The 25,109-nt window shown below is 62.5% G+C and carries 28 protein-coding genes; 13 read left to right on the forward strand and 15 right to left on the reverse strand.

Features of this window, described 5'->3' with window-relative positions; all coding sequences use genetic code 11:
• Positions 1-18: 18 nt before the first annotated feature.
• The 6 genes from J3R84_RS12655 to J3R84_RS12680 form a co-directional block, all read right to left on the reverse strand.
• A complete protein-coding gene (locus J3R84_RS12655) occupies positions 19-405 on the reverse strand; it encodes a VOC family protein (protein WP_025428017.1) in 387 nt (128 codons plus the stop codon).
• A gap of 99 nt (positions 406-504) precedes the next feature.
• Entirely contained in the window at positions 505-867 is a 363-nt protein-coding gene (gene uraH / locus J3R84_RS12660) for a hydroxyisourate hydrolase (RefSeq protein WP_025428018.1), read from the reverse strand.
• 13 nt (positions 868-880) lie between these two features.
• A complete protein-coding gene (locus J3R84_RS12665; RefSeq protein WP_025428019.1) occupies positions 881-1,378 on the reverse strand; it encodes an ureidoglycolate lyase in 498 nt (165 codons plus the stop codon).
• A 96-nt stretch (positions 1,379-1,474) separates the two neighbouring features.
• A complete protein-coding gene (gene uraD, locus J3R84_RS12670; protein WP_025428020.1) occupies positions 1,475-1,978 on the reverse strand; it encodes a 2-oxo-4-hydroxy-4-carboxy-5-ureidoimidazoline decarboxylase in 504 nt (167 codons plus the stop codon).
• Entirely contained in the window at positions 1,978-2,907 is a 930-nt protein-coding gene (gene puuE / locus J3R84_RS12675) for an allantoinase PuuE (protein ID WP_025428021.1), read from the reverse strand. Before puuE ends, uraD begins: the two co-directional genes overlap by 1 nt.
• A gap of 78 nt (positions 2,908-2,985) precedes the next feature.
• On the reverse strand, positions 2,986-3,786 hold the full coding sequence (locus J3R84_RS12680) for a DUF1045 domain-containing protein (protein WP_025428022.1): 801 nt from the start codon (positions 3,784-3,786) through the stop codon (positions 2,986-2,988).
• 278 nt (positions 3,787-4,064) lie between these two features.
• On the opposite strand from J3R84_RS12680, the gene J3R84_RS12685 reads away from it, so the two are divergent.
• Positions 4,065-4,454: a PRC-barrel domain-containing protein gene (locus J3R84_RS12685; RefSeq protein WP_025428023.1), complete on the forward strand. Its 390-nt coding sequence runs from the start codon at positions 4,065-4,067 to the stop codon at positions 4,452-4,454.
• 65 nt (positions 4,455-4,519) lie between these two features.
• Here the strand turns inward: J3R84_RS12685 and J3R84_RS12690 are convergent, their stop codons facing one another.
• Entirely contained in the window at positions 4,520-5,662 is a 1,143-nt protein-coding gene (locus J3R84_RS12690) for an NAD(P)/FAD-dependent oxidoreductase (RefSeq protein WP_025428024.1), read from the reverse strand.
• A 38-nt stretch (positions 5,663-5,700) separates the two neighbouring features.
• Between J3R84_RS12690 and mnmC2 the strand changes: the two genes are divergently transcribed.
• Together mnmC2 and J3R84_RS12700 are read left to right on the forward strand one after the other, a co-directional pair.
• Positions 5,701-6,420 carry a tRNA (5-methylaminomethyl-2-thiouridine)(34)-methyltransferase MnmC2 gene (mnmC2, locus tag J3R84_RS12695; protein WP_025428025.1) on the forward strand — a complete coding sequence of 240 codons (720 nt, stop codon included), beginning with the start codon at positions 5,701-5,703 and terminating at the stop codon, positions 6,418-6,420.
• A 135-nt stretch (positions 6,421-6,555) separates the two neighbouring features.
• Complete coding sequence (locus J3R84_RS12700; RefSeq protein WP_025428026.1) at positions 6,556-8,142, forward strand: trimethylamine methyltransferase family protein; 1,587 nt, start codon at positions 6,556-6,558, stop codon at positions 8,140-8,142.
• Positions 8,143-8,250: 108 nt separating this feature from the next.
• Here J3R84_RS12700 and J3R84_RS12705 read toward each other — a convergent pair whose 3' ends face one another.
• Together J3R84_RS12705 and J3R84_RS12710 are read right to left on the reverse strand one after the other, a co-directional pair.
• Positions 8,251-8,700 carry a host attachment protein gene (locus J3R84_RS12705; protein ID WP_025428027.1) on the reverse strand — a complete coding sequence of 150 codons (450 nt, stop codon included), beginning with the start codon at positions 8,698-8,700 and terminating at the stop codon, positions 8,251-8,253.
• Positions 8,701-8,821: 121 nt separating this feature from the next.
• Complete coding sequence (locus J3R84_RS12710; RefSeq protein WP_025428028.1) at positions 8,822-9,496, reverse strand: helix-turn-helix transcriptional regulator; 675 nt, start codon at positions 9,494-9,496, stop codon at positions 8,822-8,824.
• Positions 9,497-9,592: 96 nt separating this feature from the next.
• On the opposite strand from J3R84_RS12710, the gene J3R84_RS12715 reads away from it, so the two are divergent.
• The 3 genes from J3R84_RS12715 (at position 9,593) to J3R84_RS12725 (ending at position 12,872) form a co-directional block, all read left to right on the forward strand.
• The gene (locus J3R84_RS12715; RefSeq protein ID WP_057212598.1) at positions 9,593-9,892 is read left to right on the forward strand and encodes a hypothetical protein; all 300 of its coding nucleotides are present in this window, start codon (positions 9,593-9,595) and stop codon (positions 9,890-9,892) included.
• 156 nt (positions 9,893-10,048) lie between these two features.
• Positions 10,049-11,023, forward strand: coding sequence for a DNA alkylation repair protein (locus tag J3R84_RS12720; RefSeq protein WP_309141669.1), 975 nt, complete (start codon positions 10,049-10,051; stop codon positions 11,021-11,023).
• A 298-nt stretch (positions 11,024-11,321) separates the two neighbouring features.
• Positions 11,322-12,872 (forward strand): DEAD/DEAH box helicase, encoded by a 1,551-nt coding sequence (locus J3R84_RS12725; RefSeq protein ID WP_025428030.1) that lies wholly within the window; start codon positions 11,322-11,324, stop codon positions 12,870-12,872.
• 113 nt (positions 12,873-12,985) lie between these two features.
• Here J3R84_RS12725 and J3R84_RS12730 read toward each other — a convergent pair whose 3' ends face one another.
• The 3 genes from J3R84_RS12730 to J3R84_RS12740 all read right to left on the reverse strand — a co-directional run bounded on the left by J3R84_RS12730 (position 12,986) and on the right by J3R84_RS12740 (position 15,475).
• A complete protein-coding gene (locus tag J3R84_RS12730) occupies positions 12,986-13,867 on the reverse strand; it encodes a DMT family transporter (RefSeq protein ID WP_038576343.1) in 882 nt (293 codons plus the stop codon).
• 153 nt (positions 13,868-14,020) lie between these two features.
• Positions 14,021-14,509 (reverse strand): GyrI-like domain-containing protein, encoded by a 489-nt coding sequence (locus tag J3R84_RS12735; protein ID WP_025428031.1) that lies wholly within the window; start codon positions 14,507-14,509, stop codon positions 14,021-14,023.
• A 96-nt stretch (positions 14,510-14,605) separates the two neighbouring features.
• Positions 14,606-15,475, reverse strand: coding sequence for a LysR family transcriptional regulator (locus J3R84_RS12740; RefSeq protein ID WP_025428032.1), 870 nt, complete (start codon positions 15,473-15,475; stop codon positions 14,606-14,608).
• An 80-nt stretch (positions 15,476-15,555) separates the two neighbouring features.
• Between J3R84_RS12740 and J3R84_RS12745 the strand changes: the two genes are divergently transcribed.
• From J3R84_RS12745 to J3R84_RS12760, 4 genes are all read left to right on the forward strand, one after another.
• Positions 15,556-16,644 carry a YeiH family protein gene (locus J3R84_RS12745; RefSeq protein WP_203528047.1) on the forward strand — a complete coding sequence of 363 codons (1,089 nt, stop codon included), beginning with the start codon at positions 15,556-15,558 and terminating at the stop codon, positions 16,642-16,644.
• 235 nt (positions 16,645-16,879) lie between these two features.
• Positions 16,880-18,274 (forward strand): circularly permuted type 2 ATP-grasp protein, encoded by a 1,395-nt coding sequence (locus J3R84_RS12750; protein ID WP_081788908.1) that lies wholly within the window; start codon positions 16,880-16,882, stop codon positions 18,272-18,274.
• A gap of 4 nt (positions 18,275-18,278) precedes the next feature.
• Entirely contained in the window at positions 18,279-19,217 is a 939-nt protein-coding gene (locus tag J3R84_RS12755; RefSeq protein WP_025428035.1) for an alpha-E domain-containing protein, read from the forward strand.
• Positions 19,218-19,233: 16 nt separating this feature from the next.
• A complete protein-coding gene (locus tag J3R84_RS12760) occupies positions 19,234-20,061 on the forward strand; it encodes a transglutaminase family protein (protein WP_025428036.1) in 828 nt (275 codons plus the stop codon).
• A gap of 152 nt (positions 20,062-20,213) precedes the next feature.
• Here the strand turns inward: J3R84_RS12760 and J3R84_RS12765 are convergent, their stop codons facing one another.
• Complete coding sequence (locus J3R84_RS12765; protein ID WP_025428037.1) at positions 20,214-20,588, reverse strand: hypothetical protein; 375 nt, start codon at positions 20,586-20,588, stop codon at positions 20,214-20,216.
• A gap of 370 nt (positions 20,589-20,958) precedes the next feature.
• Between J3R84_RS12765 and J3R84_RS12770 the strand changes: the two genes are divergently transcribed.
• Entirely contained in the window at positions 20,959-21,300 is a 342-nt protein-coding gene (locus J3R84_RS12770; protein WP_025428038.1) for a winged helix-turn-helix transcriptional regulator, read from the forward strand.
• A 172-nt stretch (positions 21,301-21,472) separates the two neighbouring features.
• Here J3R84_RS12770 and J3R84_RS12775 read toward each other — a convergent pair whose 3' ends face one another.
• Positions 21,473-22,285 (reverse strand): GMC family oxidoreductase, encoded by an 813-nt coding sequence (locus J3R84_RS12775; protein ID WP_158071697.1) that lies wholly within the window; start codon positions 22,283-22,285, stop codon positions 21,473-21,475.
• A gap of 24 nt (positions 22,286-22,309) precedes the next feature.
• Here J3R84_RS12775 and J3R84_RS12780 point away from each other — a divergent pair, with 24 nt between their 5' ends.
• Together J3R84_RS12780 and J3R84_RS12785 are read left to right on the forward strand one after the other, a co-directional pair.
• On the forward strand, positions 22,310-22,678 hold the full coding sequence (locus J3R84_RS12780; RefSeq protein ID WP_158071696.1) for a hypothetical protein: 369 nt from the start codon (positions 22,310-22,312) through the stop codon (positions 22,676-22,678).
• Positions 22,679-22,711: 33 nt separating this feature from the next.
• Complete coding sequence (locus tag J3R84_RS12785) at positions 22,712-23,053, forward strand: hypothetical protein (protein WP_158071695.1); 342 nt, start codon at positions 22,712-22,714, stop codon at positions 23,051-23,053.
• 316 nt (positions 23,054-23,369) lie between these two features.
• Here the strand turns inward: J3R84_RS12785 and araD are convergent, their stop codons facing one another.
• Positions 23,370-25,109, reverse strand: a complete 1,740-nt coding sequence (gene araD / locus J3R84_RS12790; protein WP_025428040.1) for an L-arabinonate dehydratase — start codon at positions 25,107-25,109, stop codon at positions 23,370-23,372.

Here is a 25,109-nt window from a genome sequence, read left to right on the forward strand (position 1 = left end):
CGGATCAGATTTGAGGAATTATGCAGTAGATCCAAGAGTTTGCGGCTCTCCGATCTCTATTGCGTGCCCGTCGGGATCATAAAAACGGAACACCCGCTGTCCCCAGGCTTGCCGCTCAATCGGGTGGATCAGCTCCACCTGCGGCGCAATGCTTTCGAAGGCCGCTTCGATATTCTCATGCTCGAAGTAGAGCAGCAGGTTCCCTCGCCCATAGGGTTCTTCCGCGGGACCGACTTCCCGCCAGACTGTTTGTTCCAGCGAACGACCCTCGTGGATCGCAAAACCGGTCTCGAAGAGAACGAAGTTTCCGAAGTCCTTCAACACCGTCAGACCGAGTGTCTCCCGGTAAAAGTCCCTGGATCGATCGATGTCGCGGACGAAAGGGATCGGATTGATGAAACGCATCGAATTCCCCTCGTGAGTCTCAAAATCGTCTCACACAATCCCGATCAAGGCGACGGTTTTCGACTGAATTTTACGCCGCGAACACTCATCCACCCACGCTCAGCTGCCGCGATAGGTCGAGTAGCCGTAGGGCGAAAGAAGCAGCGGCACGTGATAATGGCTGGCCGGATCGGCAATGCCGAAGCGCAGCGGGATCAGGTCGAGGAAGGCAGGCTCCGGCAGGTCCGCACCGACACGACGAAGATAGTCGCCGGCGTGGAAGACCAACTCGTAGCTGCCCGCCATGAAGCCGATGCCTTCGACCATGGGCCCATCGACGCGTCCGTCGCTGTTGGTATGAACGGTGCGGATCAGTTGCCGCTCGTCGCCTTCGAGCCAAAAGAGGTCGATGCGCAAGCCTTCGGCCGGCGTGCCGAGCGCAGTGTCGAGGACATGGGTGGTCAGGCGGCCGGTGCTGCTCATCGCTGCTCTTCCTTCATATTGCGCTCTCGATGACGAAGGGCTCGTCGTAGACATATTCTTCGAGATTGTTTCCCGGCCCATCCCGATCGACGACGATGAAGTCGCTGACCGCGCCCACCGACATCAGCGGATGGTGCCAGACATTGCGCCCGTAGTTGACGCCCTGCCGCCCGTTCGCCCGGAACACCCGCGGCATTCCCGGTCGGCCCCCCTCGTCTTCGGCAACGACGACGAGCCAGGGCCGGTCCTCGAGCGGCGAAAAGCTCTGGCTGCCGAAGGGGTGTCGCTCCATCATCGCCACCGCGTAAGGAAAGGCGCGCGGCTGGCCGCGAAAGATATTGATGATGACATCGGCACCCTCGCCGACAACATCGGCACGCGCCAGGCCATGGAAGCGTTCGGTGGTCCCGCCATTGATGTACCGCATCGAAGCCGGATCAGCCTCGATGACCGTGCCGAACGGCGCGAAAGCATCCTGCGTCAGGGGTTCGATCGAAAGAATACGCGACATCAGGCCATCGCCCCGCGGTGCTCATTGCCGGCGGCGTCGGCATGGTCCGGTTCGACTGCCCTCGGTAAAGATGAGCGCAGATAGCGAACGGGTATGTCAGGCATTTTCGTCTCCTGGAAGCATGGATTGCAGCCGCAGGCGGGCGATCTTCTCCACCTGCGCACAGGCGGTTTCAAATTCCTCTTCGGTCGAATTGTCAATGCGCCTTTCGAACGAGGCGAGAATGTCGTTCTTCGTCAGGCCCTTGACCGCGATGATGAAGGGAAAGCCGAATTTCTGCGTATAGGCCTCGTTCAGCGCCGTGAACCGGGCATGCTCGTCGGCCGAAAGGCGGTCGAGGCCGGCCGACGCCTGCTCCGCCGTCGAGTCCGCCGTCAGCTTGCCGGCGATCGCCAGCTTGCCGGCAAGATCCGGGTGGGCGCGCAGCACCGCCAGCCTTTCGCGCGGCAGACCGGCGCGAAAGGCCTGGCAAAGTGCCGAGTGCACGTTGCCGGCCGAAAGTCCCGTTGCGGCCGCCCGGTCGTAGGCCCGTTCGGCAACCCATGGAGAATGCTCGAACACGCCGCCGAAGCGGCTGACGAAGGCGTCGCGATCGGACATCAGAGAGCCCCTTCCGGCTTGTGGTGTTCATACCAGTGACGGGCGATGTCGATGCGCCGCGGCACCCAGACCTTGTCGTGCGACATGACATAGTCGATGAACCGCGCCAGCGCCGCGGCGCGGCCTGGACGCCCAACGAGGCGGCAGTGCAGGCCGATGTTCATCATCTTGGCGTTGCCTTCCTTGCCCTCCTCATAGAGCACGTCGAACGTGTCTTTGAGATAGGTGAAGAACTGGTCGCCGGAGTTGAAACCCTGGTTCGTCGCAAAGCGCATGTCGTTGGCGTCGAGTGTGTAGGGGATGATCAGATGCGGCTTGTCGGCCGTCAGCCCCGCCACCCAATAGGGCAACTCATCCGCATAGGAATCGGAGGAATAGAGGAACCCGCCCTCTTCGAGAACGAGCTTCAGCGTGTTGCTTGAAGGCTTGCCCTGGTAAAGGCCAAGCGGGCGCTCGCCGGTCAGTTCGGTATGCAGCCGAACGACTTCGCGGATATGCTCGCGCTCCACCTCTTCGGGGAAATCCTTGTATTCGAGCCAGCGCAGGCCGTGGCTGGCGATCTCCCAGCCCGCTTCCTTCATGGCGGCGACCGCTTCGGGATTGCGAGCCATCGCCAACGTCACGCCGTAGACCGTCAACGGCACGTCGCGGCTGGTGAACATGCGCCAGAGCCGCCAGAAACCGGAGCGCGAACCGTACTCATAAATCGATTCCATGTTGAGGTTGCGCTGGCCCTGCCAAGGCTGTGCACCAACGATCTCCGAGAGCAGGCTCTCGGAGGCCAGGTCGCCATCGAGGATGCAGCTTTCGCCGCCCTCTTCATAGTTGAGCACGAACTGCACGGCGATACGCGCATCGCCCGGCCAGTTTGCCTTGGGCGGGTTGCGGCCATAGCCGACGAGGTCACGCGGATAGGAAGTCTCAGACATCAAATCACCCTTCGAATTTTCCGGAACGGTATCACCGCCGACCGGATTGTCGAGACAAAATGACGTCGGTGCAGACGGTTAGCGGCCGGCCATCAGCGAGGCGACCATCCGCGACAGTGGCGGGATAGGGCCTGGCGCAAGCGTCGCCTCGGCTGCCGGCCGCTTGATCCGTTCGGCCCGCTTGGCCGCCGAAATCTTGCCGAGCGGGTGTTGCGAGTGGACGCGCATCGGCGCGCCCGATTCCTGCTCCACGAACAGCGCCAGGCTGCCGATCGTCAGCGGCGGCGCCAGGCATGGTTCGAACAGGTCGCGAAGCGGTGCCTCGATGCTGCGCATCGCGTCCAGATTGAGCGGCCCGGTCAGCATCATGTGAAAGCGATATTCATCCATCACATGAGGATCGCCCCAGCGATGCAGGTTGGAAAATTGCGGCGCCGTCAGCCTGTCGGGGTCGGAGCGCTCGATGTCGTCTTCGCTGAGCGGCGCGCGGAACGCGTCGAATTCCTGGATGATGCTGGCGGCCAGCAGATGCATCGCCGTGCTCGGGATCTGCGGCATCAGTCCCCAGCAGTGGCCGAGCCGGGCCACTTCCAGGCGCTCGATCTCGAACGGCGTCTGGGCGCCGGCAAAATGCATCAGCGCCTTGAGTAGCTGCGCCTCGTCCATATCGGGGTGAAGCCGGAAGGGCGACATCACCACCGCCTGAAAGCCGAAGCGACGCGGGACAGCCGTATGGAAGGCGATCTCGGATGCGGTCAATCCGGAGATCGATGGTAACTCGGTGGGCTCGCCGGAATAGACATTGCGGCCGAGCCAACTGGCGGCAACCGTTGAAAGCGGGTCGGCCATCGGCGGCGTGAAACAAATGGCGTAACGCATGCGCATGCTCCGGAAATCCGTTCTGGCACAGACCCGCGACAATCGATCTCGATCGTCGCCAGGGTGCGCAGGTTCAAAATCTTAGAGCTTCAACAATACCCTCCCCGGGAAGACGCGACGCTCTATTGCCCGCGTCTTAGGTGATTTGCGTGACAGCTTGACGAAGTGGAAGGGGCAATACCACGCGATTACCGTCCGGATCGCGCCCGCAGCTTTTTCGGAACCATCCCACCGACCAGCCGTTCCCCTGAGGTAGCAAACAACGATGGAGAAGAAGCGTGACCTATCACAATGCGAACCTTCAGGACGCCGGGATCAAGGAAACCCATGACCTGATCGCCAGCGACAAGGTTGAAGGCACGAAGGTTTATGGCGCCGACAACAAGCACATCGGCTCGATCGAGCGCGTTATCCTGGAAAAGCGCAGCGGTCGCGTGGCCTATGCCGTGCTCGGGTTCGGCGGTTTTCTCGGCATCGGGGAAGATCACTATCCACTGCCTTGGGCCAAGCTGACCTATGATGAGAACCTCGGCGGCTATCGGACTGATGTGACTCGCGAACAGGTCGAGCGGGCGCCGAAATATCACGGCAACGAGGAATACGACTGGAACAGCGAGAACGGACGCCGGGTCTATGACTATTACGGCGTGCCGCCTTACTGGATGTAAGGATCGGGTTTACGATCGTCCCGACATGGCTCCGCCGATGGCGGGGCCGTTCTTATGCCGCCAGCTTAAAGATGTTTCTCGCGAAGTGCCGCTATGTGATTCTGGCACAAGAAGGATCCCGGAATGTCGATCAACGGCTGGCCGGTGATCTCGTCGACGACGAAGCGCGCGAGGCGGTGGGCGATGCCGAAGCTCACCTTGAAGCCGCCTGTCAGGACCGACAGGTTTTCGTGATCCGGATGGCGCCCGGCGATCGGCTCCCGGCCGGTCGATTTCGGCCGGATGCCGGCCCAGCGCTCGACCACCTCCGCCCCGCGCAAGGACGGGACCAGCGCCTCGGCGCGCACCAGCAGCTCATTCAGCAGTTCATCCGTCGACTGCGGATCGGCATATTTGTTCTCGCTGGTGCTGCCGACCGCGATATGCCCGTCGTCATGGGCGACGATATAGACGCCGTCGGTGAAGATGACGGGCAATTGCGGATCGACATCGGCCAGAAGCAGCGCCGCCTGGCCCTTGACCCCCGTGCCGCTCGGTCCACGGAGAGGTCCCGACAGCGCATCGACGAGCGGAAAGCTGTCGACGCCGGCAGCAACTATGCAATGGCCGAAGGCGATTTCCGTGGCGTCATCGAGTTCGGCGCGGCCCTGGCCCGGATGGATTGCTCGAACGCCCGTCCCCTCGACGATCCGCACGTTCGGCGATTGCGCCAGTGCCGCACGCAGAACCGCCAGCATCTGGCGTGGAGAAAGCCGACCGCCAAGCGTATCGAACACCAATCCGCAAGCCGCCGCCTCGGCACTGAGCCATCCGGACGGCAGCTCGTCGCGCACGTGCCAGAAGAACTGGCGGTCGCCTGCCCGCCAGTTGCGCGTCGCATCCTGCTCGTGGCGAAGAGCGATCTCGCGCAGATGCGGCTTCGCAAGCGGCATGATCCGCCCGCTGCGGCGGTAACCTGCCGAAAGTCCGGTTTCGGCCTCGAGCGTTTCGATCTCGCTTTCGAGCGACACCAGGGCGTCGAACTGGAATTGTTTCTTGGCGTTCCATTTGTCCGGCATGTGCGGCATCAGCGCGCCGAGTATGCCGCCACTGGCGCCGGCCCCGATGCGATGCTCGTCGACCAGTTGCACGTCCATGCCGGTCCGTGCTGCCGTAAGGGCTGCCCAGAGCCCCATGATGCCGCCGCCGACGATCAAAAGTTCGCTCATCGATTGACCTTCTCCGGTGGCGGGATTATCGCCATCGCATGACAGGATCCGCCGCAGAACCGAACCAGCCCCCGGCCCATCAAAGCCTCGATTGGCACGAGGGCGATATGCCCTATTCCAGGGAGTTTGGCGATCATTTTTATTGCCGCACCGACGGTCGGCTCGAATGCGGACATGTGTTCCTCGCCGGCAACGGCCTGCCCGAACGCTGGGCCTCCGGCGGGGCATTCACCATCGGCGAACTGGGCTTCGGCACCGGCCTCAATTTCTGTGAAACCTGGCGGCAATGGAAAGCTACGGCGACCACGGACGGCACGCTGCATTTCGTCAGTTTCGAGCGCTTTCCCATGCAGGCGGAGGAAATCTCCCGCGCCTTGTCCCATTGGCCGGAGATCGACGCCGAACGGCTGGCCCTCACCGATCGCTGGCCGGCAACCAACGACGGCAGGATCGAGATCGATCTTGGCGATGGCGTTCGCCTGACCGTCGTTTGCGGCACAGCACTGGAGGGGCTCGCCCAAGCGAAGGAGCGCTTCGATGCCTGGTTCCTCGATGGTTTTGCACCGTCCCGCAATCCCGACATGTGGTCGGAGGAGCTGATGCGGCTGGTGTTCGACAAGACCGCGGCCGGCGGCAGCTTCTCCACCTATGCCGCCGCCGGCTTCGTTCGCCGCAATCTGCAGGCGGCCGGCTTTGCCGTCGAGAAGCGCAAGGGCTTCGCCGGGAAGCGCGAGATGCTGCGCGGAGACAAGCGCTGAGCGAGGCGAGCAGTCGGCGTCCGCGGGCATTTTGACGGCCTTTACTCCACCAGAGAACTGAACTGTCGCAAATGGCAGGGGCATGACCGCGAAAAATCTGCGACAGAAATCCATCGGCAACGCGGTGGGTTTTTCATGAACGACGATCAGTTTCCGGATGCTGCCACAGGTGAAACTTCCTCAGCCCCGCTCGAGCGGCGACGCCGGCCCGGCGGCCGCAGTGGCGAGCGCACACGAAAATCCTCAGGCGGTAAATATCTCAATCTCGTCAACACCCAGAGCAAATCCTCGGTACTGTCAGAAGACGCGCTCGAGGCGATCCATCAGGCGTCGCTGACGATCCTGGAAGAGATCGGCATGGATGTCATCCTGCCCGAGGCGCGCCAGCGCATGAAGGCAGCGGGCGCCGATATCACCCCCGGCACCGACCGCGTGCGCTTCGATCGCGGGCTGATCATGGAGATGATCGCTTCGGTTCCCTCCTCCTTCACCATGCATGCGCGCAATCCGGCCCGCAACGTCGCGATCGGCGGCAACAATCTGGTCTTCGCCCAGATCGCCAGCGCCCCCTTCGTGGCCGACCGCGAAGGCGGCAGGCGCACCGGCAATCAGGAGGATTTCCGCAAGCTGGTGAAGCTCGCCCAGTCCTACGACATCATCCACACCACCGGCGGCTATCCCGTCGAGCCGGTCGACCTGCACGCATCCGTGCGTCATCTCGACTGCCTCTCCGACATGGTGAAGCTCACCGACAAGGTCTTCCACGTCTATTCGCTCGGCCGCGAGCGGAACACCGACGGCATCGAGATCGCCCGCATCGGTCGCGGCATATCCATGGAGCAGATGGAGCGCGAACCGTCGCTGTTCACCATCATCAACACCTCCTCGCCGCTGCGCCTCGACGGGCCGATGCTGCAGGGCATCATCGAAATGTCGTCGCGCAATCAGGTGGTGGTGGTCACGCCATTTACGCTCGCAGGCGCCATGGCGCCGGTCACGATCGCCGGTGCCCTGGTGCAGCAGAATGCCGAGGCGCTGTGCGGCATCGCCTTCACCCAGATGGTCCGGCGCGGCGCGCCGGTCATGTATGGCGGCTTTACCTCGAATGTCGACATGAAGACGGGCGCACCCGCCTTCGGCACGCCGGAATACATGAAGGCGGTCATTGCCGGCGGCCAGCTCGCCCGCCGCTACAACATTCCCTACCGCACGTCCAACACCAACGCCGCCAATACGCTCGATGCGCAGGCAGCCTACGAGTCCGCGCTATCGCTCTGGGCACTGACGCAAGGCGGCGGCAACTTCGTCATGCATGCGGCCGGCTGGACCGAGGGCGGACTGACCGCCTCGTTCGAAAAATTCATCCTCGACGTCGACATGCTGCAGATGGTGGCGGAATTCCTGACGCCGCTCGATGTCAGCGAGGATGCACTCGGGCTCGACGCGGTGCGCGACGTCGGCCCCGGCGGGCACTACTTCGGCACGCTGCACACGTTGCAACGCTATGAGACAGCGTTCTATTCGCCGATCCTTTCCGACTGGCGCAACTTCGAAACCTGGACGGAGGCGGGCCGGCCGACGACCTATGACCACGCCAACCGTGTCTTCAAGCAGAAGCTCAACGAATACGAACGGCCGCCGCTGGACCCGGTGATCGAAGACGAACTCGACGCCTTCGTTGCAAAACGCAAGGAGGAAGGCGGCGTCCCGACGGATTTCTGACGGGACGCCTTGTTACATCAAGATGCGGCATGCGTATGAGAGCATTTCCGCCCTCTGCCTTACGCATGCCCAGACGGGAAACCGCTAAGCACTTTCCCTGCAAAAGCTTCAGGGATAAACGGCCGAGCGGGCGGTGGCGATCAGTTGCTCGATCGGCACAGTGACGCAGTTGCGGTCGATTTCGGCCACCGTCTTCTGCCTTACATTGGCAGAAAGCAGCTTGCGCAAATCTCCGAGCGTCCTTGGCGCCGCGCAGATCACCAGGCTGTCGAAGGCGTTGTCGTTCAGATAGCCTTCGAGCCTGCTGGCCACATCGACGGCAAAGCGATGCTTTTCCTCGCGTACCGGATCACTGCTGTATTCCATCGCCGACCGGCCATGACCGACGGACGAATGGCTGCGTCCCGGCTTGTCGGCCATGATATCCTGGGCGCGTTTCGGGTCGGTGTGAATAACCTCTTCTTCCGGGTGCTGACGTTCGTCCTTCCGCAGGTTGACGCCCTTGACGAAGCGCGCCGTATTGCCATCCGCGGCCAGTATCCAAGTCCGGTTCTGCACGATTGTCTCCCATGCAATGATGTTGCTCGTGGGCAGGCCAGAATAAGCCCTTAATAGAAACGGATGAAGCCCGATCCGGTTCCATCTTTTCCTCGATCGCGCGCACTTTTACGGTGTCATCCTACATGCGCGAGAGATAGGCGTCGAAGCTGCGCTCTGGTGACGACTGGAAATGATCGCGCTCGAGTTTCATCTCCCGGATGCGATCCACCCGGAAGTCGCGAAAGTCCTGGCGCAGCTCGCACCAGGTGGTCAGCAGCCAGTGATGGCCGAAGACGCTGAGGCCGAGCGGCCAGACGGTGCGCTCCGAGCTCTGATCGGCGAGGCTTTCATAGGCCATGCGCACCTTGCGCTCCTCGGCGATCGCCCGGCGCAGGTCACCCAGCATCGGCGGCGGCTTCGGCTGCAGCGCCGAACGGAAGGCGCGGATCGGGGCGCTGCGCAGCCGCGCCACGTGCTCGGGCGGAAGTCCGTGTTCGATCTTTTCCATGGCCTCGCGCGCGGCCTGCGCCAGCCGGTGGTCGCCAAGCATCTGCACGGCCCGCGCGCCGAAGGCCAGCGCTTCGAGCTGCTCGAAGGTGAAAGCGAGCGGCGGCGCGTCAAAGCTCTCGCGCAGGAGGTATCCGACACCGCGCTCGCCGTCGATCGGCGCACCCGAAGCCATCAGGTGTTCCATGTCGCGGTAGATGGTCCGCCGCGCCACCTCCATCTTGTCGGCGATTTCCTGCGCCGTCATCGCCCGGCCGGTCGCCCGCATGAGCTGGATGATTCGAAACAGCCGGTCGGCAGGTCTCATTCGCGTATTCCCATCGCATGTCGATGTAAGGCTATGGCCATAAGGCTGTCAGTTGCACTGTGCTTTAGTCAAGCGGCAATCAACATGGAGCATGACATGACCACCAAGAGCATCCTCGAACTCGCCGTCTGCATCGTTGTGGACAAGCCCGCGGCCGCAGCCGCGCGCCATCGGGCGATGCAGGCCGTTTCAAACTATCCGGGCTTCATTTCCTGGCGCGCCGTCGGCTCGTGCGAAAAGCCCGACATGCTCGCGGATCTGGTCGAGTGGGAAACGCTCGATGATGCCAGATCGGCAGGCGAACGCGTGCGTCGCGACCCGGATTTCGCCCCTTACATGGCGGCAATCAGCGCGGTAATGCTGATGCAGCATTTTGCTGTCGAACAGCAGATCTGAGCCGGGAGAGTACCGAGAGATGGCGGAGCCACTGAAAAACCTGTTGCATCCGGGCGTCGTCACCGCCATCGCAGACCGCCTGAGCGCGGCTGCCCGACATTCGACCGCAAAAGGTTCGAGGCGCTTGCCAGCGACAATCTCGAGGCACTGGAACTGATGCAACGATCGCTGCAGATCCGCGATGCGCTCATCGAAACCCTACCGCAGTCCTTCCCGCAAGCCGCGGCAAAGCTTGGCGATTGTCTGCACACCGACGAGAGGCCCGGCCTCAGCGGCTGGACCCTGTTGCCCGTCAGCCAATATGTCGCCGCACGCGGGCTTGGCGATTTCGAGCTATCGCTGTGGCTGCTGCGCGCTTTGACGCCGCACTTCACCTCCGAGTTCGGTATCCGCGTGTTCATCGACACGGACCAGGAGCGGGCGCTCACGATCATCGGCTCATGGGTAACGGACGCCAATCACCATGTCAGGCGTCTGGCGAGCGAAGGCACCCGCCCGCGCCTGCCCTGGGCAATGCGGCTGCCGAAGCTCATCCGCGATCCCCAGCCGATCCTGCCGATCCTGCCGATCCTGACGGCCCTCCTCGACGACCCCGAGGACTATGTGCGCCGCTCGGTTGCCAACAGCCTCAACGACATTGCCAAGGATCACCCGGATCTGGTGGCCGGTTTCGTGGCCGAACACATGGTGGGTGCCTCGCCGGAGCGGCAGCAATTGCTGCGCCATGCCTCGCGAACGCTTCTGAAACAGGGACATGAGGCAGCTCTTTCGAACTTCGGCTTTGCCGCACCCGCCGGCATAGACGCAGCCTTCTCGCTCGACCGGTCGGACATCGCGCTCGGCGAAAGCCTCGTCTTCAAGCTTTCGGTCAGGCACACCGCGAAGACCACCCAGAAGATCATGATCGACTACGCCGTACACCACCGCAAAGCGAATGGCACGACCTCGCCCAAGGTGTTCAAGTGGACATCGGCGACGCTGGAGCCGGGCGCGACGATCAGGATCGAAAAGCGTCACGCGATTCGGCCAATCACAACCCGTCGTTACTATTCCGGCACCCATCGCGTGGTGATCCTCGTCAACGGCCAGGAGGCTGCCGACGCCGATTTCGAGCTGTCGGTCGCCGAATAGCCCCCACCTCATTTCGCACCTGCGAAAAGATGGACCTTGACTTTTGGGGCCAAAACGACGACATGGACGCAGCGTCACCTTCAGGCCGCCGCGTGAGCGCGCCCTCGGCAACACAGAAAGCCGTGAAGAAGGAAAAGCGCAACCATACGCCGTAACCGGCGACAGCACAGGCGCTTGACGACTTTTTTCTTAACCCACAAGTTCCCAATTCACGCGGGGTTCTTGACGCCAAACGACACCGGAACAGCAGATAGCGGTTCCGGCGAATGCGTTTGGCGCCCCCAAAAGGTATATACATTTGTCCACCTTCAAAGATCTTGGTCTTTCCGAACACATTCTGGAGACCCTGTCCGCCAACGGCTTCGAAAAGCCGACGCCGATCCAGGCGCAGGCCATTCCGCTGGTGTTGAAGGGCCACGACCTCATCGGTCTCGCCCAGACCGGAACCGGCAAGACGGCCGCCTTCGGCCTGCCGATGATCGAAAAGCTCGTTGCCGACGGCAAGCGCCCCGACCCGCGCAACATCCGCGCCCTGGTGCTGGCGCCGACCCGCGAACTGGTCAACCAGATCGCAGCCAACCTCAAGCTGTTCGTCAAGAAGTCCCCGCTGAAGATCGGCGTTGTCGTCGGCGGCGTCTCGATCAACAAGCAGACCGAACAGCTCGCCCGCGGCGTCGACATCCTGGTCGCAACGCCGGGCCGCCTGCTCGACCTCATCAACCGCAAGGCCGTGACGCTGACCCAGGGTCGCTACCTCGTGCTCGACGAAGCCGACCAGATGCTCGATCTCGGCTTCATCCATGACCTGCGCAAGATTTCGAAGCTCGTGCCGAAGAACCGCCAGACGCTGCTGTTCTCGGCGACGATGCCGAAGCTGATCGCTGAACTCGCCGGCGAATATCTGACCGACCCGGTCAAGGTTCAGGTGACGCCTCCGGGCAAGGCCGCCGACAAGGTCGAACAGTATGTTCATTTCGTCCCCGGCAAGGACCTGAAGACGACCATCCTCAAGAAGACCCTGACCGACAATCCGGATGGCCTGTCGCTGATCTTCAGCCGTACCAAGCATGGCGCCGAGAAGCTGATGAAGCATCTCGACCACGTCGGCTTCAAGGCCGCCTCGATCCATGGCAACAAGAGCCAGGGCCAGCGTGAGCGTGCGCTCAAGTCCTTCCGTGACGGTGAGATCCGCGTGCTCGTGGCAACCGACGTCGCTGCCCGCGGCATCGACATCCCCGGCGTCACCCACGTCTACAACTACGACCTGCCGGAAGTTCCCGATGCCTACGTTCACCGCATCGGCCGTACTGCCCGCGCCGGCCGCGACGGCATCGCGATCGCTTTCTGCGCACCGGACGAAATCCGCCTGCTTCGCGACATCGAGAAGCTGATGGGCATCAACATCGCGGTTGCCAGCGGCGAAGCGCCTGCCGACCAGGCCCGTCCGTCCAAGGGACGCGGCGGTCGCGGCAACGGCAATGGCAACGGCCAGCACCGCGGCAATGGCGGCGGCGGCCAGCGTCAGGACGCCCGCCCGCGCCGCGAACGCCCGGCTCGCCAGTCGGCACTGGCTCCAAGCAGCTTTGCCGGTGACGATCTTCTGCGCGACGACCGCCCGAAGCAGGACCGCCGCGATCAGCGTCCGGCTGGCCAGCCCCACGCCGACGGCCGTTCGGAAGGCAACCGCAACCACGAACCCAAGAAGCACCACGGTCGTCCCGGCCAGAAGCCGGGCGAATGGCGCAACAAGGGCCCGCGCCCTGAAGGCCAGGCCGGCGACCGCCGCGAAGGCGGCCAGGGCGGCATGCGTCGTGGCGCCGGTGGCGGCAACCGCGGCCAGCAGGGCTGATCGGCAAGACATTGCCTAGCGCATTTTCAGAAAGCCTGCGAAGCAGGTTTTCCATCAGGAAATGCGTAAAAACAAAGTGATAAGAACGGCGGGTCGCTTCGGCCCGCCGTTTTTTATGCCTGCTGTTTGCGGTTGGTGAGATAGACGCCGGCAACGGCAATGACCGTGCCGATGATCATCGGCAGCGTCAGCGCCTCGCCGAAGAACAGCCATGCCTGCACGGCCGCAAGCGGCGGCACGAGATAGATGAGCGAGGCTGCGCGCGATACCTGGCCGCGGCGGATCAGATAAAGCAGCAGCGCGATCGCGCCCATGGAAAGCCCCAGCACCGACCAGGCGAGTGCCGCAAAGATCTGCAGGTTCCAGGTGACGTGCAGATCCTCCAGCACCAGGGCCAGCGGGACCGTGACGATCAGGGCGCCGAGATATTGAAGCGCTGCGATCGTACGGATGTCGCCGCTCTGGAGGTGCCGCTTCTGGTAGAGCGTGCCGTAGGTCACGGCGGCCATGCCGAGCACGTTGATGATGACAGGGAAAAGGTGGATCGGCGTTGCGCCGGTGTCGATCGAAAACACCTTGGGCAGCACGGCAAGCGCGATGCCGAAGAAGCCGAGCACCAGTCCGAGTTTCTGCTGAACGCTGAGCTTCTCGTCGATGACGACGGAGGCGGCGACGGCCGTCATCAACGGCTGCAACCCGGCGATGATGCCCGAGATCGCAGCCGGCACGCCCTGCCCGATCGCCCACCAGACGGCGCCGAGATAAAGCCCGTGCAGAAACATGCCGGAGACGACCGCATGGGCCGCGGCCGACCACGACTTCGGCCATTTCGCCCCGGTCACCAGGCAGAAGCCGATGAACAGCAGGATCGCCAGGGTGTAGCGCAGCACCAGAAACGTCAGCGGATCGGCATAGACGGCCGCATATTTGGCGACGACCCAACCGGTCGACCAGAGCAGTACGAAGATGGCCGGAGCCAGGCGGGCGAGTGTCATTGACCTATCCGAATGGGCAAAGGGAGGTCAGCCGCGATAGACGCGGGGGCGTTGATGGTCAAAGCAATTTTTCTGATACTGACGATCAGCTACTGCATAGTTCCTTAAATCGGAATCGATTTAATGGCAAACTTATGCAGCAAGTTCAAAGTGTTACAGCGTCCTTTGCGCGTCATGTTTGACGCGCGGCGCTGTAATCGGAACCATCAACCTGAGCGACGACAGCGAGAGAGAGACGAAGCCCGGCTCGTACTCTTCGCGATAGTGCAGCCTGCCGGTATCGACCACGAGCCCTTCAGACCCGATCCAGTCAAACATGTGCTGATAATGCGCGAAGACGTCGCCATCATCAGGGTGGTGCATGGCGCTGACGAAACGCATGGCCGGTAGGTCCACATGGCCAGGGTGACGCGTCGTTTCCGCCGTCTGGGAAACAAAGCCGACGAGATAGCGGAAGCCATCAGGACGGTCGTTCCACGACAGACCGACGAGCGTCGGATGGTCCTTCGGATGGACACGCAGGTGATGCTCCTGCATCTCAGCGATCAGCCGGCGAACGGCCCCGTCGGCCGCCTCGACGAAGGTCCCCTCCCAGAAGGAGCCGGCAATCCGCTGCGCCGGCCTTTCGACGATTTCGAACACGGTGCACCTCCTGGCAAGACCAGAACCGGCCCGCCCGGGACCGGCGCGACTATTGTTAGGGCAGCCGAACCGGATGGCAATCGCCTTCGCGTTCGCCTAGAGCAGATCGACGAAAGCGCGGGCCGCGCGGCTGAACTGGCGGTCGCGATGCGTCAACAATTCGAAGCTGCGCTCGGCAAGTTCGAACGGCAATTCCACCAACCGGCCGCTATCGGCGAAAGGCTGGGCGGCGAGCCTGGAAACGGCGGTGATGAAGGGACCGCTCTCGACGGCCGTCAGTACCGCCTCGTTCGACGGCAATTCGAGTTCGACCTTCAGCTGATCGATATCCGCACCATGTGCCCGCATCGATTGCAGGAACATTGCCCGCGTCCCCGATCCTTCCTCGCGCAACACCCACCGTGCGGCAAGCAGCGCTTCGAGATCGACCGGCCTTCCGGCAAGCGGGTGGCGGGGTGGCGCATAGATCGCGATGCGGTCGACCGCCACGCTGCGATGGTCCAGCTTTTCCGCATCGACCCTGCCCTCGACGAAGCCGAGCTGCGCCGTTCCCTCCTCGACCGCCTCGGCGACCACCGCCGTGTTGCGCACGGTCAGCTTCACGTCGATATGCGGATAATCATGGGTGAAGCGGGCGAGACGTGCCGGCAGCCAGTAGCTTGCCACCGTCTGGCTTGCGGCGATCGCGAGCGTGCCGCGGCGCAGATGCGAGAGGTCGTTGAGGCAAGCGGTCGCAGCCGTCGCGCGCGCAAGCACGGCTTTCGCCTCCGGCAGAAACGCCTTCCCCGCCTCCGTCAGCGCCAGCCCGCGGCCGATGCGATCGAACACCCTGACGTTGTGTTGCGTTTCAAGCGCCGCGATCGCCGCGCTGGCGGCAGACTGCGTGACGTTCATTGCCTCGGCCGCGCGTGTCATATGCAGACGCTCGGCGACAGCCACGAAAATGCGAAGTTGATCAAGGGTCATGGAAAATCAATCGCAAAAAGCGATCGAATTGACAAGAACAATCCGTTAGACTGATTCATCAATCGGACTAGGTTGCGGCCATGTCCAGATCGCATTCCCCATCGGCCGCCCCCGCACCCACGCTCTCTTCCCGCATAGCGCGCATCGCGCCGGGTTTGATCCTCTGTTGTCTCGTAGCACTCGCCGCCTTCGGCCTTGAGCGCCTCGAGGCAAGCTGGACCGGCCGGCCATGGCTGGAAGCGCTTGTTATCGCCATCCTTCTCGGTGCCCTGCTGCGCACCTTCTGGACACCGGGCGATCGCTGGATGGCCGGCATCCGCTTTTCCTCCAGGCTGCTGCTGGAGGCGGCGATCGTCCTCATCGGCGCGACCCTCAGCTTAAAGGCGATCCTGGCAAGCGGCCCGGTGCTGCTCGCAACCATCGTCGGCATCGTCTTTCTGTCGATCGTCTCCGGTTATCTGATAGCGCGGCTGCTCGGCTTGCCAAAGCGGATGGCGACCCTGATCGCCTGCGGCAATGCCATCTGCGGCAATTCGGCGATCGCCGCCGTCGCGCCGGCCATCGGTGCTGAGGGCGATGACGTCGCCGCCGCCATCTCGTTCACCGCAATTCTCGGCATTGCCGTCGTTCTATCCCTGCCGCTGATCGGCGGCTGGTTCGACATGTCGCCCTATGGTTTCGGCGTTCTGGCCGGCATGACCGTCTACGCCGTACCGCAGGTACTGGCCGCTGCCGCTCCGTTCAGCGCCCTGTCCGTCCAGGTCGGCACGCTGGTCAAGCTCGTGCGCGTGCTGATGCTCGGCCCGGTCGTCTTGTGCTTCTCGATCATCAACCGCGAGAGCGAGGCGCATCCCCTGGCGCCTAACCTGCCTGCCGGCAATCGCCGCGTGCGCCTTGCCACGTTTGCGTATTTCGTGCCCTGGTTCATTCTCGGCTTCCTCGCCGTGGCGGTCGCCCGCAACAGCGGGATGATCCCCGACGCGGCCGCCGCCGGTGCTGCTCACCTCGCCACATGGCTCACCGTCATCGCCATGGCGGCACTCGGGCTGGAGGTCGACATCCGCAAGCTCGCCGATGCCGGGCCGCGCGCCAGCGCCGCCGCCATGCTGTCGCTGCTGGTTCTGGCCGGTCTGGCAGCCGCCGCAATCACCGTGTTCGGCCTGGGCTAGCTTCCCAGACACGCCCAAATTTCAAGCATTTGCTTATTTTCTAAGACGCCAAAGTCGGGGCCGATCGGGTGACTGGCCGTCCCCGCCCCATTGTTGAGCATCGCCTTGCCCGGAAGCGGCGGGATAACGCGCCAAAACTTTCTTGTCCCGCGACTGTGCACGCTTCTTGCATTGCATCCAGCGTTGTACTCAAATGGTCAAAAATAAGGGGATCACGCCTTTGGCATTTGACGAAATGATGAATGCGGACAGCAGTCCGCGCCAGCCATATTCGACCTATCATGAATGGTATGCCAGCCAGGACAGAAATCGGCTCATAGCGAAATCAAAGGACGCCGAGAACATCTTCCGGAAAACCGGCATCACCTTCGCGGTCTACGGACACGCAGACAGCTCCGAAAAGCTCATCCCCTTCGACCTCATCCCCCGCATCATTTCAGGTCGAGAATGGCGCAAGCTCGCCCAGGGCATCGAACAGCGGGTCATCGCCCTCAACGCCTTCCTCGACGACATCTACCACAAGCAGGAGATCATCCGCGCCGGACGGGTGCCGCGCGAGTTGATCGAGAAGAACGTGGCGTTCCTGCCGCAGATGATCGGCTTCCGGCCGCCGGGCGGCGTCTACACCCATATCGTCGGCACCGACATCGTGCGCACCGGCGAGGATCAGTTCTACGTGCTGGAGGACAATGCCCGCACGCCGTCCGGTGTCAGCTACATGCTGGAAAACCGCGAAACGATGATGCAGATGTTCCCCGAACTCTTCCATCAGAACCGCGTGCGCCCGGTCGAGAACTATCCCAACCTGCTGCGCCAGAGCCTGGCGTCGCTGGCGCCCCCCGGCTGCAGCGGCAAGCCGCGCGTCGCCGTTCTCACCCCCGGCATCTACAATTCCGCCTATTACGAACATGCCTTCCTAGCGGACATGATGGGCGTCGAGCTGGTCGAGGGATCGGACCTGCGCGTGATCGACGGCAAGGTGAAGATGCGCACGACCCGCGGTTACGAGGCGATCGACGTCCTCTATCGCCGCGTCGACGACGACTTCCTCGATCCTCTTACATTTCGCCCGGAGTCCGCGCTCGGCGTTCCCGGCATCATGGATGTCTACCGCGCCGGCAACATCACCATTGCCAACGCGCCCGGCACCGGCATCTCCGACGACAAGGCGATCTATTCCTACATGCCCGAGATCGTCGAGTTCTATACCGGCCGCAAGCCGCTCTTAGAAAACGTGCCGACCTGGCGCTGTTCCGAGCCGCAAAGCCTGAAATACGTGCTCGAACACCTGGAAGAACTTGTCGTCAAGGAGGTGCACGGCTCCGGCGGCTACGGCATGCTGGTCGGCCCGACAGCCAGCAAGAAGGAGCGCGCGCTCTTCGCCGAAAAGCTGAAGGCACGCCCGACCAACTACATCGCCCAGCCGACACTGTCGCTGTCGACCGTTCCGATCCTCGTCAACAAGGGCATCGCGCCCCGGCATGTGGATCTTCGTCCCTATGTCCTTGTCTCCGACAAGGTGCAGATCATTCCCGGCGGCCTGACGCGCGTCGCCCTCAAGGCTGGTTCGCTTGTCGTGAATTCCAGCCAGGGCGGCGGGACCAAGGACACCTGGGTGCTGGAGGACTGAGACCATGTTGGGAAGAACTGCAAACGGTCTCTACTGGATGTTCCGCTACATCGAACGCGCCGAAAACAGCGCCCGGCTAATCGATGCCGGCCTGCGCATGGCGCTGACGCGCAGCGGCGCAACGGAAGGCGATTGGGACGGCGTGCTGCAAAGCGCTGGTGTGCGCGAACTCTACGACGAAGTGCACGAGGCGCTGACGAGCATCGATGCCATCGACTTCCTGCTGCGCGACCGCAGCAATCCATCGAGCGTGATGTCCTGCATCGAGGCGGGCCGCCACAACGCCCGCATGGTGCGCACGGCGCTGACGCGCGAGACGTGGGAAGCGACCAACGAATGCTACCTCGAGATGAAGGCGATGCTCTCCAGGAAAGCGCGTCCGACCGACATGCCGGAGATCATCGACACGATCAAGCGTCGCGCCGGCCTCATCCGCGGCGCCTTCCACGGCACGATGCTCAGGAACGAGATCTTCAATTTCTCACGCATCGGCACTTTCATCGAGCGGGCCGACAACACCGCGCGCATCCTCGACGTCAAATACTACGTACTGCTGCCGGCGGTCGCCGCCGTCGGCTCGTCGATGGACAATGTGCAGTGGGAATCGATCCTGCGCTCGGTCTCGGCCCACCGCGCCTACGGCTGGGTCTATGATGCCGAACTGAAGCCGGCGAATATCGCCCATTTCCTGATCTCCAACGGTCGCATGCCGCGTTCGCTTGCCTATTGCTATGAAAAGATCGCCAGCAACCTCGGCTATCTCGAGCGCGAATATGGCGAGCGCCACGAGGCGCACGAAACGGCGGAACGTACGCTGGCCGCGCTGCGCAGCCGCTCGATCACCGACATCATGGACCAGGGCCTGCACGAATATCTCGAGGATTTCATCAGCCAGAACAATCTTCTGGGACAGGAAATCTCCGACGGCTATCGTTTCAACTGAATTTCGGGAGGACAGCATGCACCTGAAAATCAGCCATACGACCGAATACCACTACGACGAGCCGGTGCAGTATGCGCTGCAGCGGCTGCGCCTGACGCCGATCACCGGGGTCGGCCAGACCGTGCTCGGCTGGCAGACGCTCGTCGACGGTGCTGTGATGGAGGTGAGCTACGACGATCACTTCGGCAATCGCGTCCATCTCGTCAGCGTCGATGGCGACCGCGAGGCGATCCGCATTACCGCCAGCGGCGAAGTCCACACCGAGGACCGCCACGGCGTCTTGGGCCCGCATCAGTCCTACGTCCCGCTTTGGCTTTATGCCCGCGAAACGCCTTTGACCAAGGGGGGCAAGCTGATCCGCGACCTGGCGAAATCGGCCGAGGGCGACACCGATCTTGCCCGCATGCATGCATTGATGGCGATGATCCATGAGGCGGTGGAGTACAAGGCCGGCGAAACCCACGCCGAGACGGCGGCCGAGGATGCGCTCGAGGCCGGCCACGGCGTCTGCCAGGACCATGCCCATATCCTGATCTCGGCGGCACGTTCGCTCGACATGCCGGCGCGCTACATCTCAGGCTACCTGATGATGGAAGGGCAAACGGAGCAGACAGCAAGCCACGCCTGGGCCGAGATCCATCTGCCGGGCCTCGGCTGGGTCGGCTTCGATGCCGCCAACAAGATCTGCCCGGATGACCGCTATGTGCGCATCGCCTCCGGCCTCTGCTACCGCGATGCGGCCCCGATATCGGGTCTGATCCATGGTGAGGCCAACGAGACGCTGAAGGTATCGGTGACCGTCGAGCAGCAGGCGCAAAGCCAGAGCCAGACGCAAAGCCAATAAGGTTGGCGATGGGGCGCACCGCAGTGCGCCCCATCGAACTCCGTCCGGCATCAATTCTCGATCTCGTTCGACGATATCGAATGCCGAAAACGCCGGTGCATCGGGCCGACACCCTCTTTGCAGATCGGCTTCCACAGCACGCCATTGGGGGCCTATGCCCCTGAAGACCTTACCAACGGCCCGAAAAAGCCCACGACCCGTGTTATCCGCTCCTGCCCAGGGTGGAGGAAGATGATGTCCAGCCCCTCAGGGAAGGATGATCCGTCCGGCATCACAAACCTCCACGCGAAGCGTGCGATCCCATGATGAACATCCACGTCGCTTGTCCGTGCAATGCGTGCACCAGGATGCTTGGCCTGTATTCCTGCGATGTGCGCGAGCAGTTCTTCTGCGCCAGCAGCATGAACTGTTGGATCCGTATACGTTGCGCCGTCGGCCCAGATCGGCAGCAGCAACGCCCGCCGCTGCTCGCCGTCCTCGTTCGACCATGCAGCGCAGTACGAATCGATGAGATGCGCTAAAGGCATTTTATTCTACTCCTATGGATCATTGGTCTGACTACAGCGCCGCGCGTCTTATTTGACGCCCAAAGGTCGCTGTAGCACTTTGAATTGCTGCGCAGGCAACAAGACCCGAGCGCGTCCTCCTTCTTTTGCCGGAACCAGCTGGCCGTCATGGGGTCGGCTGGCTGGCCGCAAGATGCTGTTCGGTCCCTCGATCCCATGCGTCCGGTCCCCAAAACACTGATTGCAGGCCTCATTCCGACACCCCATATTGGTCGGCACAACGCTCGGTACGCTTGCCGTTGAGAGAGCTACGATGTGAAGAGTACTGTGCCAATACGCACAGAAGCGTAAGTGGTTACCCGCAGGTAAGGCGAATGGGACGGACTGGCCTATGGACAATGGTTTTTCGACAGCGATGAAGATGGTCGCCGGCAAGTGGAAGATAACTATCCTTTGCGAGCTCGGCACAGCGCCCCGTCGATTTGGCCGGCTGCGGCAGTCTATCCCTGCGGTCAGTGAAAAGATGCTGACGCAGCAATTGCGTGAACTGGAGGCCGACGGGCTTGTGAACCGAAAAGTCTATCCGGGTTCCCCGACCAAGGTCGTCTATTCACTGACGGAAAGCGGGACAGCGCTCAACGCTGGAGCGGTGGGGTTATGCCATTGGGCTGAGCAATTCCATCTCGTGCCTGTGCCTAAAGGTCCCCCAGAACCATCTCCTGAAACGCCGTAAATTCAGCTTAGGGTCGTCCGCATGACGCGGCTTTCCGGATTTGGCCGGCGCCAGCGCGCCGACGGAAAAATGAAGCCGTACGATCGCGGCGCAGCTGTTTTTCCTGGGGTCGGATGAAACTTTGAGAAGGATTGCGCTGGCTGGTGCGTCGACCGCCCCAGTCACCGACAAGCTATCCGCCAACCACCTGCAGCAGATGGTCGGCGAGGCGGTGGGCGAGCGCCACGACGGTAAGGGTTGGCGTATCATTTCCAGCCGTCGGAAAAACTGAACTGCCAGCGATGAAAAGGTTATCCGTTCCGTGGACCTTGCATTGCGTATCCACGACCCCTTGACCGGGGTCCACGTGCATCCGTGTCGTGCCCATGTGGTGCCAGGTCCACATCGGCTTTTCGAGCCCGGTCAATTCCTCTGGTTTCACGATCAGCTTGCCCAGGCCGGTCTTCGTCAACTCGCTGCCTAAAATTGTGATCGTACGCATGACGGAATCGACCGTTTTGGCCGAAAGCTGCCAGCGCAGATTGACCATCGGCAATCCGAAACGGTCCTTCTTGTTCGACAGCATGACGCGGCTTTCCGGTTCCGGTTCCGGCTCCACGATGTGAAGCAGGCGAAAGGAACGCAGAAGGCTTGAGGGCCGCACGAGATGCATGAGCCAGGTCCAACTGACCAGACCCTCCTTGCCCGCCGCGCGGACCGCCGACTTCGCCTCCACGCCATGCAGCCGCTGCTCCCTGTAAGCGAGCAGTTTCTCTTTCATCGCCTGCAGCTTGGCTGTGTCCTGGCCGATGAAGCATGGCTCGAGCCATGCTCGATAATTGAGAAGCTCCTCGCGCTGCTGCAATTCCGCCGGCAGCGTCAGCCCGTTGACGAGATACGGGCGCTGTCGCGTGTAACTCAACGCATCGCGGATCCGCTGGCCGCGCGCGATCCGGATTCGATCAAGAGCGTTGAGAGTTCTCAGAACACTGCCATTGGCCGGCACCAGCGTGCCGATGGAAAATCGCGGATGATCCATGAAAAACCGCCCAGTGGTTCTGTCGTCGCTCCCCGGTCCGCCGCTCAGCAACAAGAGACGCGCGTTCTCGATGCCACCGGCGGCAAGCACGAACGTCCGCGCTCGGATGTGAATGGTTTCGTCAGCCCCGTTTTTGACGACAGCCGATCCGACCGTGCGCTTTTCTTCATCAAACGAAAGATAGAGCAGCGTGGAATGCAGAAGGATGCTGATATTGTCAGCGTTTTCGAGGGCATGACGCAGGCGTTTGCCGGGCCGATTGTGCCGACAGAGCTCGAGATGATCGACGGAGATGATGTCGGACCTCCCCGGAAACAGCGGCTGCCGCTGGCCAAGCGCCTCGACATCCGCAATCCCTAGCGTTTTCTGCGCGCGTCGGTAATAGGGAAGGAGATGCTCGCGGCCGAAGGGCCAGCCGCTGTGCCGGACCCAGGGGCGTACCGCGAAATCCTGCTCGTCGAGCGGCTTGCAGAGACCACCCCAGCCCAGGGCCTGGGTGCTGCCGCCCAAGCCGCGCAGCCTGCATGTATCGAGTTCGGCATAGGTGAGCCCGGTGCTTTCGCCCGCCGAGAGATCACTGGCCGTCGGGATCGCATCGGCCCCTCCGCTTTCGAGCACGCAGACGGAAACGCGTCCACCGGCGAAATCCGACGCGATCGTCAATCCACTCGCACCGGCCCCGACGATGCAAATGTCGAACGTTTTGTCGGCAGGAATATCGATCCGTTCACGTAGGATCATGCATCACCCGCTTTGCTGCAAGTGAACGACCGGCACCACGGCAGAGCAACACACACCTCCCGCGAATACAGACGAAGCTTAAATCAATAGTCTGAGATGCAATGCTGCGACGCTCGTCTGCCTCCTGCGGACAGGAAGAGAGCAAAGCGTCACGGTCCCCAAAATTCTACTCCGCTTGCATCATTACACCGGATACCGGCGGCGTGAAACTCGCGAACTCGACAATCTTAAGAATGCGCTAAAATAAAGCCACCACGGCCCGCCGAAGCCGGGATAAATCGGCATCGGCGGGCCGTGGCGGCTCAAACTGCTAGTGGCTGTCGCGTTCGACGACAGAACCGCGCGTGCCGACAAGGAAGTCGAGGTCGGCGCCGGTGTCGGCCTGCATCACCGTGTTGACGTAAAGGCCGCCATAACCGCCCTTTTGCGGCTTCACCGGAGAAACCCACGCCGCCCGACGCCGAGCCAGTTCGTCATCGGAAACATCGAGCCGGATGGTGCGGGCGGGAACATCCACCGCAATCATGTCGCCGTTCTCGACCAGCGCCAGCGGGCCGCCGTCCGCCGCTTCCGGTGCGGTGTGTAGGATGACGGTGCCATAGGCGGTGCCCGACATGCGCGCATCGGAAATGCGGATCATGTCGGTAATGCCCTTCTTCAGCACCTTCGGCGGCAGCCCCATATTGCCGACCTCGGCCATCCCGGGATAGCCCTTCGGGCCGCAGTATTTCAGCACCATGACGCAGGTCTCGTCGATGTCGAGATCGTCGCGGTTGATGCGGGCGTGGTAGTCCTCGATGCTTTCGAAGACGACGGCGCGGCCCGTGTGCTGCATCAGGTGCGGCGACGCAGCCGAAGGTTTCAGTACGCAGCCCTTGGGCGCCAGATTGCCGCGCAACACGGCGATGCCGCCCGACTGCGTCAACGCCTTTTCGCGCGGCACGATGACATCGTCATTGTAGTTGGTGACATCCTTGACGCCGTTCCAGATCGTATCGCCGGTAACCGTCAAGGCGTCCTTGTGGAGGAGGCCCATCTCGCCGACCGCCTTAATGACCACCGGCAGACCGCCTGCATAGTAGAACTCTTCCATCAGGTGCTTGCCCGACGGCTGCAGGTTGACGATCGTCGGCACGTCGCGGCCAAGCCGGTCCCAGTCGTCCAGCGTCAGGTCAACGCCGATACGACCGGCGAGCGCCAGAAGATGCAGCACGGCATTGGTCGAGCCCCCGACGGCACCGTTGACGCGGATGGCGTTTTCGAAGGCTTGCCTGGTCAGGACATCGGACGGCTTCAGATCTTCCTTGACCATGTCGACGATGCGGCGGCCGGAAAGCTGGGAGATCACCCGCCGGCGGGCGTCGACAGCGGGAATTGCCGCATTGCCGGGCAGCGTCATGCCGAGCGCTTCGGCCATCGACGCCATGGTCGAGGCCGTGCCCATGGTCATGCAACTGCCGGCCGAACGGGCCATGCCCTGCTCCGCATCCATGAATTCGGCCAGAGACATCTCGCCGGACTTCACCATTTCGGAAAACTGCCAGATGGCGGTACCGGACCCGACGTCCTTGCCGCGCCACTTGCCGTTCAGCATCGGGCCGCCGGAGACCAGAATGACCGGGATGTCGACGCTCGCCGCCCCCATGAGCAGGCTCGGCGTGGTCTTGTCACAGCCGCCGAGCAGCACGACGCCATCGACCGGATTGCCGCGGATCGCCTCTTCGACATCCATGGCCGCGAGGTTACGGAACATCATCGCCGTCGGCCGTAGCGTGCTCTCGCCCACGGAAAACACCGGGAATTCGACCGGGAAACCACCCGCCTCGTAGACCCCGCGCTTCACTCGCTCGGCGAGATCGCGCAGATGCGCGTTGCACGGCGTCAGTTCCGACCAGGTGTTGCAGATGCCAATGATCGGCCGGCCGTCGAACGTATCGGCGGGCAGACCCTGGTTCTTCATCCAGGAGCGATGCATGATGGCATTCTTCCCCGTGCCACCGAACCATTCCTGCGAACGCAGCTTGCGCGGCCACTCAGCTTTCTTCTTCAT

Origin of the sequence: Ensifer canadensis, from assembly GCF_017488845.2 — a bacterium.
Lineage (GTDB): Bacteria > Pseudomonadota > Alphaproteobacteria > Rhizobiales > Rhizobiaceae > Ensifer > Ensifer canadensis.

Coding starts and splice junctions, on each gene's coding strand:
- araD (WP_025428040.1), bottom strand. CDS start 25,109: ATGAAGAAGAAAGCTGAGTGGCCGCGCAAGCTGCGTTCGCAGGAATGG.
- J3R84_RS12715 (WP_057212598.1), top strand. CDS start 9,593: ATGACCACCAAGAGCATCCTCGAACTCGCCGTCTGCATCGTTGTGGAC.
- J3R84_RS12760 (WP_025428036.1), top strand. CDS start 19,234: ATGCACCTGAAAATCAGCCATACGACCGAATACCACTACGACGAGCCG.
- J3R84_RS12665 (WP_025428019.1), bottom strand. CDS start 1,378: ATGTCGCGTATTCTTTCGATCGAACCCCTGACGCAGGATGCTTTCGCG.
- J3R84_RS12780 (WP_158071696.1), top strand. CDS start 22,310: ATGATCCATGAAAAACCGCCCAGTGGTTCTGTCGTCGCTCCCCGGTCC.
- uraD (WP_025428020.1), bottom strand. CDS start 1,978: ATGTCCGATCGCGACGCCTTCGTCAGCCGCTTCGGCGGCGTGTTCGAG.
- J3R84_RS12710 (WP_025428028.1), bottom strand. CDS start 9,496: ATGAGACCTGCCGACCGGCTGTTTCGAATCATCCAGCTCATGCGGGCG.
- J3R84_RS12680 (WP_025428022.1), bottom strand. CDS start 3,786: ATGCGTTACGCCATTTGTTTCACGCCGCCGATGGCCGACCCGCTTTCA.
- J3R84_RS12730 (WP_038576343.1), bottom strand. CDS start 13,867: ATGACACTCGCCCGCCTGGCTCCGGCCATCTTCGTACTGCTCTGGTCG.
- J3R84_RS12785 (WP_158071695.1), top strand. CDS start 22,712: ATGCTCGCGGCCGAAGGGCCAGCCGCTGTGCCGGACCCAGGGGCGTAC.
- J3R84_RS12755 (WP_025428035.1), top strand. CDS start 18,279: ATGTTGGGAAGAACTGCAAACGGTCTCTACTGGATGTTCCGCTACATC.
- J3R84_RS12745 (WP_203528047.1), top strand. CDS start 15,556: ATGTCCAGATCGCATTCCCCATCGGCCGCCCCCGCACCCACGCTCTCT.
- J3R84_RS12700 (WP_025428026.1), top strand. CDS start 6,556: ATGAACGACGATCAGTTTCCGGATGCTGCCACAGGTGAAACTTCCTCA.
- uraH (WP_025428018.1), bottom strand. CDS start 867: ATGAGCAGCACCGGCCGCCTGACCACCCATGTCCTCGACACTGCGCTC.
- J3R84_RS12770 (WP_025428038.1), top strand. CDS start 20,959: ATGGACAATGGTTTTTCGACAGCGATGAAGATGGTCGCCGGCAAGTGG.
- J3R84_RS12765 (WP_025428037.1), bottom strand. CDS start 20,588: ATGCCTTTAGCGCATCTCATCGATTCGTACTGCGCTGCATGGTCGAAC.
- J3R84_RS12690 (WP_025428024.1), bottom strand. CDS start 5,662: ATGAGCGAACTTTTGATCGTCGGCGGCGGCATCATGGGGCTCTGGGCA.
- puuE (WP_025428021.1), bottom strand. CDS start 2,907: ATGTCTGAGACTTCCTATCCGCGTGACCTCGTCGGCTATGGCCGCAAC.
- J3R84_RS12720 (WP_309141669.1), top strand. CDS start 10,049: ATGCAACGATCGCTGCAGATCCGCGATGCGCTCATCGAAACCCTACCG.
- J3R84_RS12740 (WP_025428032.1), bottom strand. CDS start 15,475: ATGACCCTTGATCAACTTCGCATTTTCGTGGCTGTCGCCGAGCGTCTG.
- J3R84_RS12750 (WP_081788908.1), top strand. CDS start 16,880: ATGATGAATGCGGACAGCAGTCCGCGCCAGCCATATTCGACCTATCAT.
- J3R84_RS12655 (WP_025428017.1), bottom strand. CDS start 405: ATGCGTTTCATCAATCCGATCCCTTTCGTCCGCGACATCGATCGATCC.
- mnmC2 (WP_025428025.1), top strand. CDS start 5,701: ATGACAGGATCCGCCGCAGAACCGAACCAGCCCCCGGCCCATCAAAGC.